This window comes from Fimbriimonadaceae bacterium (genome assembly GCA_019638795.1).
Taxonomy (GTDB): Bacteria; Armatimonadota; Fimbriimonadia; order Fimbriimonadales; family Fimbriimonadaceae; genus JAHBTB01.
In genome coordinates, this window is the sequence record JAHBTB010000009.1 from 38,949 (window position 1) to 55,747 (window position 16,799).

Annotated in this window: 18 protein-coding genes; 11 read left to right on the forward strand and 7 right to left on the reverse strand. The window is 65.4% G+C overall.

The annotated features are described in order from the left end of the window. The first annotated feature begins 70 nt into the window (after positions 1 to 70). Positions 71 to 763, forward strand: coding sequence for a hypothetical protein (locus KF857_10730; GenBank protein MBX3112473.1), 693 nt, complete (start codon positions 71 to 73; stop codon positions 761 to 763). On the opposite strand, the gene KF857_10735 is transcribed toward KF857_10730, so the two are convergent. Both KF857_10735 and KF857_10740 read right to left on the reverse strand, forming a co-directional pair. Next, positions 760 to 1,191, reverse strand: a complete 432-nt coding sequence (locus tag KF857_10735) for a hypothetical protein (protein MBX3112474.1) — start codon at positions 1,189 to 1,191, stop codon at positions 760 to 762. The two genes, KF857_10730 and KF857_10735, sit on opposite strands and share 4 nt — an antisense overlap. Then, a complete protein-coding gene (locus KF857_10740; protein ID MBX3112475.1) occupies positions 1,191 to 1,412 on the reverse strand; it encodes an AbrB/MazE/SpoVT family DNA-binding domain-containing protein in 222 nt (73 codons plus the stop codon). Before KF857_10740 ends, KF857_10735 begins: the two co-directional genes overlap by 1 nt. Positions 1,413 to 1,473: 61 nt before the next feature. On the opposite strand from KF857_10740, the gene KF857_10745 reads away from it, so the two are divergent. From KF857_10745 to KF857_10775, 7 genes are read left to right on the forward strand one after another with little or no spacing between them, the layout of a single operon-like run. Beyond that, positions 1,474 to 3,522 (forward strand): (Fe-S)-binding protein, encoded by a 2,049-nt coding sequence (locus KF857_10745; GenBank protein MBX3112476.1) that lies wholly within the window; start codon positions 1,474 to 1,476, stop codon positions 3,520 to 3,522. Then, positions 3,519 to 3,866: a holo-ACP synthase gene (gene acpS, locus KF857_10750; protein MBX3112477.1), complete on the forward strand. Its 348-nt coding sequence runs from the start codon at positions 3,519 to 3,521 to the stop codon at positions 3,864 to 3,866. The genes KF857_10745 and acpS overlap by 4 nt, the downstream gene beginning before the upstream one ends. Before the next feature lie 37 nt (positions 3,867 to 3,903). Further along, the gene (locus KF857_10755) at positions 3,904 to 4,917 is read left to right on the forward strand and encodes a PstS family phosphate ABC transporter substrate-binding protein (protein MBX3112478.1); all 1,014 of its coding nucleotides are present in this window, start codon (positions 3,904 to 3,906) and stop codon (positions 4,915 to 4,917) included. Positions 4,918 to 4,921: 4 nt separating this feature from the next. Next, the gene (gene pstC / locus KF857_10760) at positions 4,922 to 5,869 is read left to right on the forward strand and encodes a phosphate ABC transporter permease subunit PstC (GenBank protein ID MBX3112479.1); all 948 of its coding nucleotides are present in this window, start codon (positions 4,922 to 4,924) and stop codon (positions 5,867 to 5,869) included. Next, positions 5,866 to 6,747 (forward strand): phosphate ABC transporter permease PstA, encoded by an 882-nt coding sequence (pstA, locus tag KF857_10765; GenBank protein MBX3112480.1) that lies wholly within the window; start codon positions 5,866 to 5,868, stop codon positions 6,745 to 6,747. Before pstC ends, pstA begins: the two co-directional genes overlap by 4 nt. Before the next feature lie 11 nt (positions 6,748 to 6,758). Continuing rightward, positions 6,759 to 7,493 carry a methyltransferase domain-containing protein gene (locus KF857_10770; protein MBX3112481.1) on the forward strand — a complete coding sequence of 245 codons (735 nt, stop codon included), beginning with the start codon at positions 6,759 to 6,761 and terminating at the stop codon, positions 7,491 to 7,493. 9 nt (positions 7,494 to 7,502) lie between these two features. Beyond that, entirely contained in the window at positions 7,503 to 9,698 is a 2,196-nt protein-coding gene (locus KF857_10775; GenBank protein MBX3112482.1) for a discoidin domain-containing protein, read from the forward strand. 10 nt (positions 9,699 to 9,708) lie between these two features. Here KF857_10775 and KF857_10780 read toward each other — a convergent pair whose 3' ends face one another. The 3 genes from KF857_10780 to KF857_10790 form a co-directional block, all read right to left on the reverse strand. Beyond that, positions 9,709 to 10,677, reverse strand: coding sequence for a Gfo/Idh/MocA family oxidoreductase (locus KF857_10780; GenBank protein MBX3112483.1), 969 nt, complete (start codon positions 10,675 to 10,677; stop codon positions 9,709 to 9,711). Between the two features lie 13 nt (positions 10,678 to 10,690). Further along, complete coding sequence (gene tsaE / locus KF857_10785; protein ID MBX3112484.1) at positions 10,691 to 11,101, reverse strand: tRNA (adenosine(37)-N6)-threonylcarbamoyltransferase complex ATPase subunit type 1 TsaE; 411 nt, start codon at positions 11,099 to 11,101, stop codon at positions 10,691 to 10,693. A 153-nt stretch (positions 11,102 to 11,254) separates the two neighbouring features. Next, a complete protein-coding gene (locus KF857_10790; protein MBX3112485.1) occupies positions 11,255 to 12,688 on the reverse strand; it encodes a hypothetical protein in 1,434 nt (477 codons plus the stop codon). A 184-nt stretch (positions 12,689 to 12,872) separates the two neighbouring features. Here KF857_10790 and KF857_10795 point away from each other — a divergent pair, with 184 nt between their 5' ends. Genes KF857_10795 through KF857_10805 form a run of 3 tightly spaced genes read left to right on the forward strand, consistent with a single transcriptional unit; the run spans position 12,873 to position 15,303 of the window. Next, positions 12,873 to 14,384, forward strand: coding sequence for a carbohydrate ABC transporter permease (locus tag KF857_10795; GenBank protein ID MBX3112486.1), 1,512 nt, complete (start codon positions 12,873 to 12,875; stop codon positions 14,382 to 14,384). A gap of 11 nt (positions 14,385 to 14,395) precedes the next feature. Continuing rightward, positions 14,396 to 14,716 carry a zinc ribbon domain-containing protein gene (locus KF857_10800; protein MBX3112487.1) on the forward strand — a complete coding sequence of 107 codons (321 nt, stop codon included), beginning with the start codon at positions 14,396 to 14,398 and terminating at the stop codon, positions 14,714 to 14,716. Next, a complete protein-coding gene (locus KF857_10805) occupies positions 14,713 to 15,303 on the forward strand; it encodes a thymidine kinase (protein MBX3112488.1) in 591 nt (196 codons plus the stop codon). Before KF857_10800 ends, KF857_10805 begins: the two co-directional genes overlap by 4 nt. On the opposite strand, the gene KF857_10810 is transcribed toward KF857_10805, so the two are convergent. Next, positions 15,285 to 15,962 (reverse strand): hypothetical protein, encoded by a 678-nt coding sequence (locus KF857_10810; GenBank protein MBX3112489.1) that lies wholly within the window; start codon positions 15,960 to 15,962, stop codon positions 15,285 to 15,287. The genes KF857_10805 and KF857_10810 overlap by 19 nt on opposite strands. A 91-nt stretch (positions 15,963 to 16,053) precedes the next feature. Next, positions 16,054 to 16,716: a hypothetical protein gene (locus KF857_10815; protein MBX3112490.1), complete on the reverse strand. Its 663-nt coding sequence runs from the start codon at positions 16,714 to 16,716 to the stop codon at positions 16,054 to 16,056. Between the last annotated feature and the right edge of the window lie 83 nt (positions 16,717 to 16,799).

The following is a 16,799-nucleotide window of genomic DNA, read 5'->3' on the forward strand; positions in this document are numbered from 1 at the left end:
CCCCAGTATTTTTTCGAAACCCAACTTCTTTTCGTACATTACAGTGAGGAGAGGTTTGCGGGGACGAACAATGGGTGCACTTGTCTCGCTGAGTTACGACGGCACCCTCCTGTGTCATCTGAACACGGCCCTGCCCGCTCTGGACAGGCACGGGTTGAAAGGCACGTTCTACGCCGAACCCACCCTGTTGCTCGAATCAGTGGTCGAGTGGCGTGCGGCCCAAAAGGCGGGCCACGAAATGGGGAACGGGTGCCTGTTCGGGTCCTCGCTCCCCGACGGTTCGCTCCCCGCATGGACCCCCCAGATGATCGTGGACGACGTCGAGGAGGCCGACTTCCTGCTTGAAGAGTTGTTCCCCGAACAAACCGACCATAGCCTCGGCCTCCCGTGGGGGAACGACGTGTGCGCCGACGGCTTGCCCTACCTGGACGACGTCGGCCAACTGTTCAACGTCGTCCGCACCGGGGTCACCGGCCTGAACAACCTCCCCAAGCCCGACAACCAACGCTTGGCCTGCGTGCCCACCGCTGACTTCACCGGGCGCCAGTTGGTCGACGTCGTGAAAACCGCCGAGCGCAACCGCTCCTGGGTGGTCTTTGCCTTCGAGGGAGTCGGGACGGGCGACAACGCCGTCGACGCCGCCGCCCACGACTTCCTTCTTGACTACTTGGTCGAAGCGAACAAGAGCGTGACGGTGCTTCCCGTGATCGCGGCCGCCTACGCCGCGACCGGCGTCGGCACCTCGCCGCTCCGCTTGGCCTAGGGAGCCACGACGAAGCCGGGCGGCAGGTCGCCGAGTCGGTCCAGGGCGCGCGGGTCAAGGCTCAGCACGTGGTCGGCGTTGGCGGCTTGGGCGGCGTGGACGACGACAAGCTCCGCCACTTCGCGGCCACGGGCACCGGTCCGTGCCGCCCGGTCCACCACCTGCCACACCACCGCGGGGCTCACCGCGATCACCTGGCTCGGGTCAATGTTGCCCTTCACCAGACGGGCCGCCATGGAGGCGGTGATCCGTGGGCGGACGGACAAGCCGGTCAGGGCGGCGAAGAGGCTCGTCACTGTCGGCTGGGCGACCAGCATGGTCATCTCGCCCTGCTTCGCTTTCCGCAGCGCGGCCGAACACCGCGCGTGGTCGGGGTGTCCCTGGACCATCGCCGCCAGGAGGACGTCAAGGCTGAAGACGACGACCATCAAGCACCCCTGCCCGATCGGATTTGGTCAAGCACCTCGCCGGTGAAGACGACCAAGCCGTCGCGCGTCTCGATCCGGTCGCTGTCGCTGACCGGCACCAGGTGAACCGCGTCGCCGACGACTTCGACGGTCAGTTCTGCCCCCGCATCCAGCCCCAACTGGTCGCGCACGGGCTTAGGGATCACGACGCGACCAAACCGGTCGACGCTCACAGTGTCCATAGGGCCGAGGATACTGTGACTGGCAACGAGCCTTGCCTCTTGGCATGAAGATCAGGCAACTGTGCCAGGCGATAGACTCAAGACCCTTTACCAGGTCAAACTGGACCAGGCCAAGAACATGCAGCCGACGCGGACTGAGTTCCTGTTCATGCCGGGCCCGGTGCCCAAGGCGGTCTTCTACATCCTGACGTTCGCCAGCCTGGCGGTCATGACGGGGCAGTTCGTCGTGATGGCCCGGGCTTGGTGGCGGGGCAAGAAGAACGAACCCGCCTTGCCGTGGTGGCCGGAGGTCGCCAGGCTGGTCCTTGGCCAGCGCAAGGTGAAGGGGAGCCGGCCGCGAAGCGGCGCCCCGATGCATTTGATGCTGTTCTACGGGTTCGTCGCCCTCACCCTGGCGACCACCCTGCTGGCCATGGCCACCTACGCGCCGTTGGTGGGGATACCAAACTGGCACCGGGGGGCCTACTTCCTCCTCTACGAGGCCACCTTTGACATGCTTGGCGCGATGTTCGTCGTCGGGTGTGTCTGGGCGCTTGCCCGCCGTCTTGGCGCTGGCCGGCCCCCGACGTTGAAGGGCGACAAGACCGACATCGCCGCCCTGGTCATCCTGCTCGTGTGCGGTGTCACGGGCTTTGTCCTTGAGGCCGCCCGGATGGCCGCCGACCCCCATGTCTGGGACGTTTGGTCACCGGTAGGACACGGGCTCGCTCAAGTCATCGGCCCCCTGAGCCCTCCGGTGTATGTCGGACTCTGGTGGTTCCACATGGCGTGGGTGTGGGCGTTCTTCGTGATGCTCCCCCGTATGCGGCTCCGCCACATCGTCGTCGGCACCCTCGTCGCCACCCAGCGGCCCGCACGCCCCATGGGGGCCTTGGCCAAGGTGGCGATGGAAGACGTGGAGGCCACCGGCGTGGTCGGGGCCGTGGAGGCCAAGGACTTCAGCCAGTGGCACCTCGCCAGCCTCGACGCTTGCATGGAGTGCGGCCGGTGCACCGAAGTCTGCCCCGCCAACGGCGTCGGCAAGACCCTGGACCCCCGCCAAATCGTGCAAGGCGTCCGGACAGCCGGTGACAGCCCCTTGCTCGACAGCCTCCGGGAGGACGACCTGTGGGCCTGTACGACCTGCCACGCCTGCGTCGAGGCCTGTCCCGTCTCGATCCGCCACGTGGACCTCATCGTCGATGTCCGGCGAAACCTCGTCGCCGAAGGCAAACTGGCCGGACCGCAGGCGATGATGCTGCGCCAAGTCGGCTCGACGGGCCACGCCTGGGGGCAAGCCGACAATGTCCGCGAAGACTGGATGAAGGGGCTCGACGTGCCCCTCTGCCGGGACGGAGCACCGTTCGAGTACCTCTTTTGGGTGGGTTGCGCGGGGGCCACCGACCCGGGAGCGGTCAAGACGACCAAGGCAGTGGCCCGCCTGCTGCGGGCGGCCGGGGTCAGTTTTGCGTGCCTGGGCCGCGAAGAAGCGTGCACGGGAGACCCGGCCCGTCGTACGGGCGACGAGTTCACCTTCCAGGCGATGGCCGAGCAAAACACCTCGGTCTTCGGACGATACGGCGTCACCAAGGTCGTGACCGCTTGCCCACACTGCTTCAACAGCCTTCGGAACGAGTACGGCGACTTCGGGGCCGAGATGGAGGTTTGGCACCACACCCAGCTCCTCGCCAAGTTGGTGCAAGAGGGCAAGCTCGAGCCAGCCTCCGCCGACGGTGGCGTGACCCTCCACGACCCGTGCTACCTGGCCCGCGTGAACAACGAGGCCGACGCGCCCCGGGCGCTCCTCGGCGTCGAATCGGACTTCAACGAAGACATCTCGCTGTGGGCCCGCGAGACGCTGCACCCGCTCCCCGTCGTCACCGGCCTTGTCGAACCAGAGCGCCACGCCCAAAAGACCCTGTGTTGCGGGGCAGGGGGAGGAAGGATGTGGGCCGACGACGCCCCCGGGCACCGACCGGCCGACCGACGCGCCCAAGAACTCCTTGCCACCGGGGCGCCGACCATCGCCGTCGCCTGCCCGTTCTGCCGCATCATGCTGGAACCCGCTTTGGCCGACCGGCGCCTCGCCGACGTGTCCGAGCTCCTGCTGGAGGCGAACCCCGAGGCATGATCGAGCGGATCGGCGTCGATGTTGTCGAAACCGCGCGGGTCGCCCAAGCGATGAAACGCCCGGGGTTCACGGAGCGCATCCTGACCTCCCGCGAACGCGGGCAGAAGATGTCACTGGCCCGGGTCGCGGGCCGATGGGCCGCCAAGGAGGCCGTGGCCAAATGCCTTCCCGGTGTGCGCCGTTGGCACGACGTCGAGGTCTTCAACAAGGAGGACGGCAGCCCCTACCTGGAGGTCCACCATCCCTCCTTCGACGCCTCGACCCACGTCCTCCATCTCTCCATCAGCCACGAGCGCGGCCTCGCCGCCGCAATGGTCGTTTTAGAGCGCAAGTCCGGGTGTTAACACTCCTTTAACATCGCGGACCTACATTGTCCATGGCATGACGGCGCGCCCCTTGGTCACAGGTCTTCTTAGTTCGGTCACCCTGTTCGTCGCCTTGGCGTCGGCAGGATGCGGCTCCGGGCCGGCGCCAAAGGGCAATACCGGCGTGGCGGTCAACGTGGACGGGTCCAACACGGTCTATCCGATCATGGAGGCGGCCGCGTCCGCCCATCGGGCGCTCAGCAAGACCCCCGTCACGGTCGGCAAAGCGGGGACTGGCGCCGGGATGAAGAAGTTCATCGCTGGGGAAATCGACATTGCCGACGCCTCCCGACCGATCAAGAAGGACGAGGACGTCAAGCTGAAATCGATCGGCAAGACCTACATCGAGGTCGCCATCGCCTACGACGGACTGTGCATCGTCGTCAGCCCCAAGAACACCTGGCTCAAGTCGATCACGGTCGACCAACTCCATAAGATCTGGGACAAATCGAGCACGGTGAGGAAGTGGAACGAAGTCGATCCGACTTGGCCCGACGCGGAGATCAAGCTTGTCGGCCCCACCAGCGCCCACGGGACCTACGAGTACTTCAACGAGGTGGTCAACAAGAGCGGCAAGAACACCCGCCAGGACTACAGTCAACAGGCCGAATACGACGGAATCGTCGGGGTCGTGGGCCGTGACGAAAACGCCTTGGGCTACATGGGTTTTTCGTACGCCGAACTCAACGCCGACAAAGTCCGCGTCATCCCAGTGGACGCGGGCAAAGGGCCGGTGACCCCGACCAAGGACTCGATCCTCGAAGGCTCTTACGCGCCTTTCAGCCGGCCCTTGCTTCTCTACATCGACGCCAAGGCCCTCGACACCAAGGAGTCTCTCCTCGAGTTCGCCCAGTTCGTCCTTGACCCCAAAAACGCCGTTCAAGCCGTGACCGACGCCGGTTACGTCCCATTGCCCGACGACCTTTACGAGTTTGCCCTCGACCGGCTGGCCAAGCGGACGGTCGGCTCGCTGACTCTGGGGGCCGCGCCGGGGACCCCGTACCGCGACCTGGCCGCCAAGAAGGCCTGACTTTATGGGAGGTGCCAGCGAACCCACCTTGGGCCCGGCCCGCCCACCCGCGTTTGCCGCCAAACGATGGGACACCCGGAGGCTGTCCGAAGGCGTCGCCCGCGGGGCGTGCTTCTTGTGCGCGCTGGCCTGCGTCCTCTCCACGGTCGGCATCGTCTTTGTCCTCGCTCGCGAAGCGTTTGTGTTCTTCCAGGCCCACAGCCCGGTTAGCTTTTTGACCGGCACGACGTGGACCCCCGCCGCTGAGCCCGCCCAATACGGCGTCCTCCCCCTGGTTTGCGGGACGCTCCTCGTCACAGCGGTCTCCGCCCTTGTCTCCGTTCCCCTCGGCCTGCTCGTCGGCGTCTACCTGGCCGAGTACGCCCCGTTCAATGTGCGGCGTGTCCTCAAGCCCGCCCTAGAGTTGCTCGCGGGCATCCCGTCGGTCGTCTTCGGCTACCTGGGGCTCAATTTGGTGACCCCCGTCCTCCAGACCGTCTTTCCCGAGATCAGTTCGACCAACGCCCTCTCGGGCGGCATCGTCGTCGGGATCATGGCCCTCCCCCTGGTCGCGTCCCTGTGCCAAGACGCCGTCGCCGCCGTGCCGAAAGCGATGCGTGAGGCGGCTTACGGCCTGGGCTCCACCAAGGCCGAGGTGACGGCCAAGATCGTCATCCCTTCCGCCTTGAGCGGCATCGTCGCGGCGTTCATCCTCGCGGTCTCGCGGGCGATCGGCGAGACGATGGCGGTGACCATCGCGGCCGGGGCGACTCCCAAGCTGACCCTGAACCCCGCCGAGGAGATCCAGACGATGACCGCATACATTGTCAACGTGAGCAAAGGCGACGCGTCCCGGGGGTCGCCGGAGTACCAGACGATCTTTGCCGTCGGCATCACCCTCTTCATCATGACCCTCGTGATGAACCTCGTCGCCCAAAAGCTGGTCCGCCGGTTCCGCAGGGGGTACGCGTGAGGCAACTGACCGCCGACCAGTCGGCCGCCGTTCTCAGGCGCCGCCGGCGGGCGGACAAGTTGTTCGGGAGCCTCTGCCTCCTGGCGGCGGCGTTCGCCGTCGCCGTCCTAGTCGTCATCATCGGCAAACTCCTCGTCGACGGGGCCGCCCGTCTCCGACCCGACTTCCTCACGACCTTCCCGGCCCCGCGCCCGGAAAAGGCCGGCATCCTGTCCCCGATCGTAGGGAGCCTCTGGGTGATGGGCCTGACGCTGCTCTTCACCGTCCCCGTCGGGATCGCGGCGGCGGTCTATTTGGAAGAGTTCACCAGCCGTAAGACTCGCCTCACCGAGTTCATCCAGATCAACATCGCCAACCTTGCCGGTGTCCCGTCGATCGTCTTCGGCATGCTGGGCCTCGGGGTCTTTGTCGCCGTCATGGGCCTCGACTTCAACATCCTCGCCGGCTCGTTGACGATGTCGATCCTCGTCCTCCCTATGGTCATCATCGTTTCCCAGGAAGCGATCAAGGCGGTGCCGCGCTCCTATCGGGAGGCCTCCCTAGCCCTTGGGTGCACCAAGTGGCAGACCATCGTCCGCGTCGTCCTCCCGAACGCTATGGGAGGCATCCTGACCGGCATCATCCTCGCCGCCAGCCGGGCTATCGGCGAGACCGCCCCGCTCATCGTGGTGGGTGCGGTCGGCTACGTCACATTCTTGCCCCAGGACGTCACGTCGCGCTACACGGTGTTACCGCTCCAGATCTTTGACTGGATCACGCGGCCGGCCCCCGGGTTCAAGCCCCTCGTCGCCGCCGCGATCATCGTGCTGGTCGCCTCGCTGGTGCTCCTCAACTCCGTGGCGATCATCATCCGGGCCCGAAGCCAGCCCAAAGCGTAAGATAGCGGTCGATGGCATCGTTCGGGCCGATAGCGCCCCACTACGACGTCTTGATGGCCAACGTCCCCTACGACATGTGGGCGGGCTATTACCGCCTGTTGCTCGCCACCATCGAACACCAGCCCGACCGTCTCCTCGACGTTTGTTGCGGCACGGGCAACGTCGCCGAACTGATGGTCGAAGCGGGCTACGAGGTCGTCGGGTTTGACATCGCCCCAGGGATGGTCGATGCGGCCCGTCGCAAGGCCGCGGAGAAGGGGCTCGACATCGGCTATCACGTGGCCGACGCGCGCACCGTCGACCTAGGCCAGACGTTCGACGGGGCCTTTTCTTTCTTTGACAGCCTGAACTACGTCGCCGACCTCGACGGCTTTCGCGCCGCGGTCGACCGCGTCGCCAAACACCTTGAGCCGGGCGGGTCCTTCATCTTCGACCTGAACACCTCCTACGCCTTCGAGGAGGCGATGTTCGACCAAGTGGAGCTCAGGCGCAACGCAAAGATCCGCTACCAATGGAAGGGTGACTACGACCCTTCGACCCGGGTCATCCACGTGGACATGACCTTTTGGCGCGACGGCGAAGAGATCCACGAGACGCACGTGCAGCGGGCCCACAGTGACGAAGAGGTCCGTCAAGCTCTCGCTGACGCGGGGTTCACCCAGGTCCGCGCCTTCGAGAGCTACACTCTGGACCCGCCGCGCAAGCGCAGCGACCGGGTCCACTACGCGGCCCTCCTGCCCGGATAGACTGCGGGCATGTTCGTCCCGCTGCTCGCGTTGGCCTCGCCGGTCATGCCTCACCGCGTCGCCCCGGCCGTCGTGACGACCACTTTGTCGCAGGACACCACCATCGACCGCTCCAAGGCCGACGTGGACTTTGGCCGGGACACCGTCCTTCGGGGCGGACCGGGATTGGCCGTCCTGCTACGGTTTCCTCAGATCGACACTCCGGCGGGCAAGTCTCGGCGTGTGACCAGCGCCAAACTCGTCTTGACCCCGGTCTCCAAGGACGACCCCCGACTGGAGTCCGTCGGGCGGCTCACCCGGGACTGGGACGAGGGGCCGGACGACGGGGCGGACACCGCAAAGAAGCCGACGGCGACTCCGGCGTTCGCCGCCACCTGGAACAGCGCGTGGCACGGATTTGAAAAGTGGACGACGCCCGGCGCGGCCGACGACGCCGTCGCCGTCTCCGCCAAGGGGGCCTTGGCCGGGGAAGAGTACGTCATCGACGGGTTGGCCGAGGCCGTCCAATGGCAACTTGACCATCCGGGCCAGAACTATGGGTTCCGGCTCACCTTCTCCGGAAGCACCGCCTTCCTCAGCCACGACTTCTATGAGGGCAAGCCTAAGCTTGTCGTCGAGTTCGGCGAACCAGGCGCGGACGGGCCAGACCTGGCCGTGCTGGCGGTGGAACCCGCGGGCGACGGATGGTCGGCGACCGTCGCCAACCTAGGCGCTGCCCCGGCCCCCGCAGGCAAGGTGGCCTGGCGTCTCGGGACCGAATCGGGCACCAGCGACCGGGCCGCGTTGTCACCCGGCGAGACGGCGACCGTCGCTCTGGCGGCCCACCCCAAGGCCTTTGCCGCCGACCCCCGCCTGAACCGGATGACGGTCAGCGCCGACTGCCCCGGCGACACCGACCTCGGTAACAACGAGACGGTCGTTTGGACCGACGGCGAGCCGATCGTCTGCACCGGGGGCGGGCCCCAAGAGTTGGCGACCGCCCAGTCGTTGGTCTTGGCGATGAACTCGTACCTCTTGCCGATGAGCCGGTACAGCTTTGCCAAGGATGGTGGGCGCGTCCGTTTCCGCGTCTCGACCCGGCCGGTCGCCGACGCCGCTCAGGTCACCCTGTCGGCCACGACGAACATCCGCACGCTGTGGCGGGCTTTCTTGGAGACGCGGTACGGCCCCGTCTTTGGCAAGTCTGGCCCTGAGGCGAGGCCACAGGTCGCCCGCGACTACCGGGACGACACCCACTGGCTGAGCCTGCTCCCCTTGCCGCCCCTTGGGTTCCCCGAGGCCGTCGAGAACCCCGTCGCCCTCCAGGCGTCGCTTGGATTCAGCGCCCCCGAGGTCTACCTTGCCAACGCCAGCATGGGGAAGACGCGGGAACAGTGCCTGCCTTTGCTCCAACAGGTGCCCACCGTCTTGCTCATCAAGTTGCGCGACTACCAGGGTCAACCCTTGGCGGGATGCGACGTGGACTACGTTCCGGCCAAAGACGGGGTGCCGGACGATGCCGCCGCCCTTCACCTCAAGACCGACGCCAACGGCATTGTCCGGGTGTCAGGCCGTGACGACGGCGCCGGCAAGAAGAACTGCTTCGGCCACGTCGCCGCGGACGGCAGCAACCTCTTTGTCCAAGTCCGTACAAAGCGGGGCAAGACGGTTGAGTCGGTCTGGTTGCCCGTGTGGACGCTATGGCAGGAGGTCGCGCGAGGCAACAAGTCGGTCGGGACGGTCGAGTTCCGGGTGAACCAGAGCAGCGGAGAGATCGCCACCGACCAAGACCTTGCCATCAACAAGATCGTCAGCGACGGGGCAGGCAGTCCCCCGGCCCAACTGGTCGCATTGGTCGACGGCAAGCCGGACACAGCGTTCGAGATCGACACCACGTCCAAGCCAGGCTGGATCGAGATCGACCTGGGCCGCGACCGACCGATCGGCGAGGTCCGGCTGGCCTTTGCCAAGGGGAGTCCGCCCTGGCAGGCCTTCGACATCGCGGTCTACGGCACGGCACAACCCGTCGCGTCGGCCCGCACCTGGCTCCGCGAGACCGACTTGGCCGCCCACAAAGCCCGAGTCGCAAACGACGCCGACGGGGCGACCACCCTGACTTACCGTGCCCAGGCGGTGGTGGGCCGATACCTCCGGATCATCCCCCGCACGCCGACCAAGACAAGTCTGACGGGCGTCGCCGTGTTCCCGGCCATTCTTGGCAACTAAGGGGTTCCGCCTACAAGAGGACGACTTCGCCCTGGCTTGTGGCGCTTCGGTAGGCGGCCATGGCCACGCGGCTGGCCTGGAGGCCGTCGAACAATGTGACCGACGGGCTCCGTCCCTCGATGACCGCATTGAGGAACTCATCGACCATCATCTGGTCCAGGTTTGCCCCGACGCCATACTGCCGGTGGGCCTGGGTGTAAACGTCGTACCCCTGGGTGAAGAGGTCAGTCTCGACCACTCCTTTCTCGCCGACCACCGTGAGCTTGACGTTGCCCCACGTCTTGTAACCCATCGGTTTGCTCCAGCTGCTGTCGATGGTGGCGAAAACCCCACTGGGAAAGCCGACGCTCACCATCGCGGTGTCTTCCCAGTCCTGACCGTAGACGTTGTTGCCCGTAAAGGCCTGCACGGTTTCCGGCTCCTCGCCGAGCAGGCGCCGCAGCAGGTCGGTGACATGGACGGTGTGGTCGACCATCGCCCCGCCTCCTGACTTGTCCTTCTCGATAAACCACCCGAAGGGGCACGTGCCTTGGTTCGTGGCGTTGACCGCGAGAATCCGACCGACCACGCCGTCCTTCACCTTTTGGTGGAGAAGCTGGAAGGCCGGGGAGAAGGGGCACGGGAACGCGGTCATGAACACCTTGCCCAGTGTGGCGGCCTTCTCAATTCTCACCGCATGGTCAGGAACGGGCGCGACGGGCTTCTCGCACAGGATGTGCAGCCCATGGCGCGACGCCACCTCGATTTGGTCGGCGTGCTTCATGTTCTCGCTACACACGACGACGGCGTCCACTTGGCCACAGAGCTCGTCGATGTCGCCGAAGAACGCGAGTCCCCGTCCGTCGGCGAAGCTCTGCCCCCGCGCCGGCTCGTCGTCCCAGAGCCCGACGACCTCGGCCTGGGCACTGGCCTGGCAACAAGCGACGAAACTTGGGGCGTGGACGTGGGCCGAGCTCAGCACACCGACGCGGACGGGCATGCCTCAGTATGGCTTAGCGTCTCGGCGGCAAGACCGCCACCGTCCGGCCTGCCTCGCGGAACAGGAACTTAAGCCGCCAGGCACGGTCCGGGGCGACCATCCCTTCGGCGCGATCCGGCCACTCGACCAAGACGACATGGTCGTCGAGCAAATCTTCGATCCCGACCCCGTGCCAGGTGGTGAGCCGGTACAGGTCGATGTGCGCCACCGGAGGCTCCGTCCCGTAGACCGACACGATGTTGAAAGACGGAGACCTCACGGGCCCGGTGAAGCCCAGCTCAGCCAAGTACCCGCGGACAAAGGTCGTTTTACCGACCCCGAGCGGGCCCTCCAAGAGCACCACGTCGCCGGGGGCCCAAATGTCGGCAAACGACGCCCCGCAAGCGCGGGTCGCCGCTTCGTCAGCAAGGTCGTGCCTGTCCACTCCGTCCCATGGTGACAGGCCCAGACGCGACGACTGCCCGGGACGGGTGCCCGGGCGGTCTCTTCGCAGGATAAAAGTCCTTCTGGTTGTCTCCGGAGGGCGGTGAGGGTAGCCCCCCACCGTCTTCGGACGGCGCTCGCCGGCGCCTCACCCTTAGCCTCGCAGCAGGGAGAGGACGGACTGGGGCGCCTGGTTGGCCTGGGCCAAGACGGCCAGACCGCTCTGCTGCAGGATCTGGAGCTTGGTGTAGTTGGTCATCTCCTCGGCGATGTCGGTGTCGCGGACGGCCGACTCGGTCGCGCTGAGGTTCTCCTTGGCGATACCCAACGAGCGGACGTTGGACTCGAGGATGTTGCGCTGGAAGCTGCCGATCTCGCCCCGCTTGTCGCTGAGGTTGCTGATCGCCGCGTCGATCGCCATGATCGCCGCCGTCGCCCCGGTCTGGCTCGTCAAGTCAAGGTTGTTGAACCCCAATGTCGACGCGGAGAAGTTGCCGATCGAGAGGACGGACGTCTGGTTGGCGTTGCCGCCAGTCTGGAACTGGGCCGAGCCGACGTTCACGAAGCCAGCCGAGGCGTAGTTGCCCGAAGCCGTCTCGGTGAGGACGATCCGGTTGCCTTCCGTGTCCGTCACGGTGAGGCCGTCATTGCCCGCCTTACCGCCGTTGAACGTCACGGTCTGGCCACCGATGGTGACGTCGGCGACCGCGTCGACCGCGGCACTGGCCGATGAACCGGCCGCGCTGAGAAGGACTCCGCTGTCAGCCAGCGTGAAGTCGCCCTTCTTGCCGTAAGTCGTAGAGTTCAAGACGATGCTGCCGTTGCCAGCAGAGTAGTTGGACTGGGCCACGACACCGGTAGACCCGCTTGCCGCGTTCACCTTGTCGATGACCTGACCCCAAGTGTCCGTCGCCGCGACGGTGAACTGGAAGCCGTTGATCGAGAAGTTGCCGGCCGCTGCCGCACCCACGGCGGTGCCTAGGTAGGCCGCCTCGCTGGCCGCCGCGACCGTCCGGGTGCCCGACACCGAGCCTTTTGTAGCCGCCGTCGTGACATTGACACCGATGGTGCCGGTCGTCGTCAGCGACGTCCCGTCGAAGGTGCCGCTCAACGTGATGCTCTTGAGAGCCGCCGCGTCGATGACGGAGCCGTTGACGCCTGAGCTTCCGTCGAGGAGCTTCTTGGTGCCGAACTGCGTCTGCGAGGCAATGCGGTTGATCGACTCCGCGATCAGGTTCATCTGGGTCTGGTTCGCCTGCAACTGGTCGGAGCTGAGGACGGCGGTGTTGGCGCTCTGCACCGCCAAGGACCGTGCGTCGCGGAGGAGGTTGGAGATCTCGTCGAGGGCGCCCTCGGCGGTCTTCGTGTAGTTGATCGCGTCCTGGTTGTTGCGGATCGCCGCGTCGACACCGCTGATCTGGGCGCGGAAGTTCTCGCTGAAGATGAGGCCAGACGGATCGTCGGCGGCCGAATTGATCTTCAGACCGGTGGAGAGGCGGTTGACCGACTTGGCGAAAGACTGGCCGGTCATGCCGAGGTTGCGAAGGGCGTTGATCGCCGTGACGTTAGTGTTGATGCGAAAAGACATGTTTCTCTTCCTTGATGCCGGACCTCGCTCCCCGTCCTTGGGGATCCCGTGCTCGTTTCCGGCCTGACACGTGTCTTGTTCCCTGTCACAATTGCTGGGCACCTAGTAAAATTACTAGTATTCAGTGTTTTTGCCGGGTTTTTTGAAGTCCGGTGAAAACACCTGGGACGGCTACAATGTGGCCATGTCCCTGGTCGGACGGGTTGGCAGGCACCGGCCGCGGGCGCGGCTAGCGATGGCCGTCTTGTACATCGTCCTGACCCTTGGCGCCCTGACCACCGTCTACCCGTTCGCCTCGATGCTCAGCATCGCCCTCAAGGGCCCGAGCGACCAGAACGACGGTCACTTTGTCCCCGCCTACCTGGCCAGCGACGACGAACTCCTCGCCAAATACCGCTTCGACAAGTACGGAGGCAAGCTCGACGCCATGGCCTCCGCAGCAGTCGGGGACCAGGCAGACGCCGCCGAGATCGACGCGTACCGGGCTTGGCTGACCTCCCTGGAGCCAGACCAGTGGACGGCAGGATTCACGATGCCGACTAACGCGGTCACCAGCCGCCTGGCCGAAAGGTGGCAGGACTGGCTCCGCCGCAAGTACAAGTCGGTCGAGGCGGTCAACTACGCCTTCAACGAGTTTCAGGGGGACTTTCTCGCCATGACCCCGGTGCCCGAGCACCTGGACCGGGCCGACTGGAAACCCGCCAAGACCCAGCGATGGTCCGACTGGCTGGAGTTCAAGCGCGGACTGCCCGCGGAGTTCCGTGTCCCTGTCCGTCCCGACGCGGTCTTCCAGGCCTGGATGAGAGTGCGGTGCGAGAACCAGTTCGCCAGGGTCCCACCCGACGTGGCCCGGGACGCAAAGTCCTTCGAGCAGTTGAGGCTCCCCTCGGCCGGGCCCCTCCGGGAGGCTTTCGACGCCCGAGTCAAGGCCAGCCCCGTCCACTTCGCCGTACCGCCGGGCGGGGAGTTTCCCGTCATGGCCGACGAGAGGGCATGGGTCTCCGCCCACCGCGTCGACATTGCCGCCGAGATGGCGACGCGCAACTTCCGGTATGTGACCCGGGCCGTCTTCACCAACGGTCGCGCCCTCGTCAACACCGCGGTCTTCTGCGTCCTCGCCATCGTCATCCAGTTGACGGTCAACCCGATGGCGGCCTATGCGCTCAGCCGGTACCCGATGCGGGCCACCGCCCGGATCCTCGTATTCCTCCTGGCCACCATGGCGTTCCCCGCCGAGGTGACGATGATCCCTGCCTTCCTGCAGCTCAAGGAGTTGCACCTGCTCAACACCTTTGCCGCCCTCGTCTTGCCCGGGGCCGCCAGCGGCTACATGATCTTCCTGCTCAAGGGGTTCTTCGACTCGCTCCCCCGCGAAGTCTTTGAGAGCGGCCAGATGGACGGAGCGAGGGAGGTGACGATGTATTGGCGGCTCGCCTTGCCGCTCAGCACGCCGGTGCTGGGCTACCTGGCCCTCATGGCCTTCATGGGCGCTTACGGCTCGTTCCTGTACGCGTTCCTGGTCGCCCAAGACCGCAACATCTGGACGCTCATGGTCTACGTGTACCAGTTACAGCAGGCCGCACCCAAGGCGGTGATGCTGGCCGCCGTGACCCTGGTCGCCTTGCCGACCCTGGTCGTGTTCCTCGCCGCCCAACGGGTCATCATGCGCGGCATCGTCCTCCCCGACGAGCGGTAATCTTTGGGCCGATGCCCGTCTATGAGTACCGTTGCGGCGCCTGTGGCGCCAAGGTGGCTCTCCTCATGGGTGTCACCGCCGAACCCGACGAGGAGGTCTGCCCCCGATGCGGCGGCCGCCAACTCACCCGGCTCATGAGCAGGTTTCGTCGGGGCCGGAACGAAGACACCCGGATCGACGAGTTGGCCGACGACCTAGAGGCCATGGGCGAGCCCGACAGCCCTTCGGCGATGCGCGGCATGGTCCGCGAGATGGGCAAGGCGATGGACGAGGACTTGGGCGACGAGATGGAAGAGATGTTCGAGGCGGACATGGAGGACGGAGACGAATGAAGCGTCCTGGCGAGATCACCGTCGTCTGCGGCAGCATGTTCGCGGGCAAGACCGAAGAGCTGATCCGACGTGCTCGACGTGCCCTTTACGCCCAAAAGAAGGTCCAGGTCTTCAAGCCGGCCATTGACCGCCGGTTCGACGCCGTCCGGATCGTCTCACATATGGGAGTCTCGCTGGAGTCCACTCCCGTGAGCGGCGTCGACGAACTGGTCTCCTTGGTGCGGCCCGACACCGACGTCGTCGTCGTGGAAGAATGCCAGTTCTTTGACGACCGGATCGTCGACGCCGTCGTCGCGTGGGCGGACGGGGGCAAGGAGGTCGTTGCCGCCGGACTTGACCAAGATTTCCGGCGCATGCCGTTCGGACCGATGCCGCAACTCTTGGCCCTCGCCGACGAGGTCGTCAAGCTCCGGGCGATCTGCATCCGGTGCGGCGCCCTGGCCAGCCACACCCAACGCCTCGTGGACGGAAAGCCCGCAAAGTGGGACGACCCGATCGTCTTGGTCGGGGCGACCGAGGCCTACGAAGCCCGGTGCCGCCGGTGCCACCAGGTGGCGCGGCCCAAGCGTCAGGGTTTGAGGGCGTAGCTGATTTTGCCGTCGATCGCCTGGCCCGCGTTCGGGGCCTGGTGCAGTCCGGCCTCCGTCTTGACCGCGGCCCCGTCGCTCAGCCGAATCCAAAACGTCCCTTCGGCGGAGGCTTTGCTCTCCCCCGATTCCTTGGAAGTGAAGGACACTTTGGCGCAGTCAAAGCCGGCCATGGCGTCCTGACCGACATAGGTGAAATCAATCTCGAAGGCGGGCCGGTCGGCGTCCTTGTTCTCCGCCTCGGTCATTTTCCAAGTGTCGTTCACCTCCACCGGCTTCCCTGGCGCGACGAAAGTCCACAGCCGCGTAAACCTGAGCGAGTCCGGGCCGATCTCGTCGCCGCTCACCATGGTCAGCTTGCCCGACTTGTCAAAGGTCACCGTGTAAGGCGCCATGTTCTGCTTGTACTCGCTGGTGTCGACGATGACGACGGCGTCTTTATAGGTGCGCGTGACCTGGAAACCCGACTCTCCCGCCGACTTGGTCTCCTCAGAGATCGACGCCTTGAAGGTGCCCGAGCCGCTCGGATATTTGAAGTCCAACAGGAGCGTGTACTCGGCCTTGTCACCGACCTTCGTCGTCCGCTCCAAGCCCACCGGTGCGGCGGCGAACGCGGTCGCGACCACCATGAATGTCAAGAGGACCAAGAAACGTCTCACCCTGACCCCATGATACTTGGGTGTCCCCCAGACGCGGAAGAGGCGCACCGTTTCGCACGGTGCGCCCCTTAGCTGCCGGTTGGTTTCTCGGTCAGGCCGACTCTTGCTTCCAAGTCGCGTCGACCGGGCCGGTCTGAGGGATCGGGAAGTTCTTGATCTTGCCCTCGGCCTTCAGCACTTCGCCCGACGCGATGCTGACCCACATCGTCCCGGTCGAGGTGATCGCGTCGTCCACGCCCGACTCCTCGAACTCAAAGGAGATCTTGAGGACATCCTTGCCTTTGTAGGATTCTTTGCCCTGGACCTCGTAACTGGCCTTGGCAGCAGGGAGCTCCTTGTTTTTGTCCGCCGCCGACTCGTGGGTCCACTTGTCTCCGACGCTCACCGCCTTCTCCGGATAGACCAAGCCGACAATGCGCTCGTTGCGCCAGTTGTTGCCCCCTTCTTCGGCAGAGCCGATTTCGGTGGCCAAGCCACGCTTGTCGCGGGTCACCTTCGAAGTGCCGGCCTCGTCTTGGTGGGCGACTTCGGTGCCGGCCATCATCACCGAGAGGTTTGACTGGACCGTTTCCTCGACGACACTGCCGTCGTCCTTGACCTCGAGGATCTTCGACGTCGCGTCGATGGTCACGTTCACCGGACTGCCTTGGTAATCAAAGTCAATCTTGATCTTGGACTTGCTGGTGTCGCCTGCCTTTGCCGTCCGCTTAAGGACAAAACCATCGACGGCGGCGGTCGCCAATGCCGCGACCAACAAGGAGGCTGCAAGTAAGAAGGACGCTCGCTGAGTGAAGCCTGAACGCATGGCTAGAAATACTATGCACCAGGGCTGAGGTG

What these genes read in the sequence shown, in the direction of transcription:
- KF857_10730 (MBX3112473.1), top strand. Translation starts at nt 71, where the DNA reads ATGGGTGCACTTGTCTCGCTGAGTTACGACGGCACCCTCCTGTGTCAT.
- KF857_10735 (MBX3112474.1), bottom strand. Translation starts at nt 1,191, where the DNA reads ATGGTCGTCGTCTTCAGCCTTGACGTCCTCCTGGCGGCGATGGTCCAG.
- KF857_10740 (MBX3112475.1), bottom strand. Translation starts at nt 1,412, where the DNA reads ATGGACACTGTGAGCGTCGACCGGTTTGGTCGCGTCGTGATCCCTAAG.
- acpS (MBX3112477.1), top strand. Translation starts at nt 3,519, where the DNA reads ATGATCGAGCGGATCGGCGTCGATGTTGTCGAAACCGCGCGGGTCGCC.
- KF857_10755 (MBX3112478.1), top strand. Translation starts at nt 3,904, where the DNA reads ATGACGGCGCGCCCCTTGGTCACAGGTCTTCTTAGTTCGGTCACCCTG.
- pstC (MBX3112479.1), top strand. Translation starts at nt 4,922, where the DNA reads ATGGGAGGTGCCAGCGAACCCACCTTGGGCCCGGCCCGCCCACCCGCG.
- KF857_10770 (MBX3112481.1), top strand. Translation starts at nt 6,759, where the DNA reads ATGGCATCGTTCGGGCCGATAGCGCCCCACTACGACGTCTTGATGGCC.
- KF857_10775 (MBX3112482.1), top strand. Translation starts at nt 7,503, where the DNA reads ATGTTCGTCCCGCTGCTCGCGTTGGCCTCGCCGGTCATGCCTCACCGC.
- KF857_10780 (MBX3112483.1), bottom strand. Translation starts at nt 10,677, where the DNA reads ATGCCCGTCCGCGTCGGTGTGCTGAGCTCGGCCCACGTCCACGCCCCA.
- KF857_10790 (MBX3112485.1), bottom strand. Translation starts at nt 12,688, where the DNA reads ATGTCTTTTCGCATCAACACTAACGTCACGGCGATCAACGCCCTTCGC.
- KF857_10795 (MBX3112486.1), top strand. Translation starts at nt 12,873, where the DNA reads ATGTCCCTGGTCGGACGGGTTGGCAGGCACCGGCCGCGGGCGCGGCTA.
- KF857_10800 (MBX3112487.1), top strand. Translation starts at nt 14,396, where the DNA reads ATGCCCGTCTATGAGTACCGTTGCGGCGCCTGTGGCGCCAAGGTGGCT.
- KF857_10805 (MBX3112488.1), top strand. Translation starts at nt 14,713, where the DNA reads ATGAAGCGTCCTGGCGAGATCACCGTCGTCTGCGGCAGCATGTTCGCG.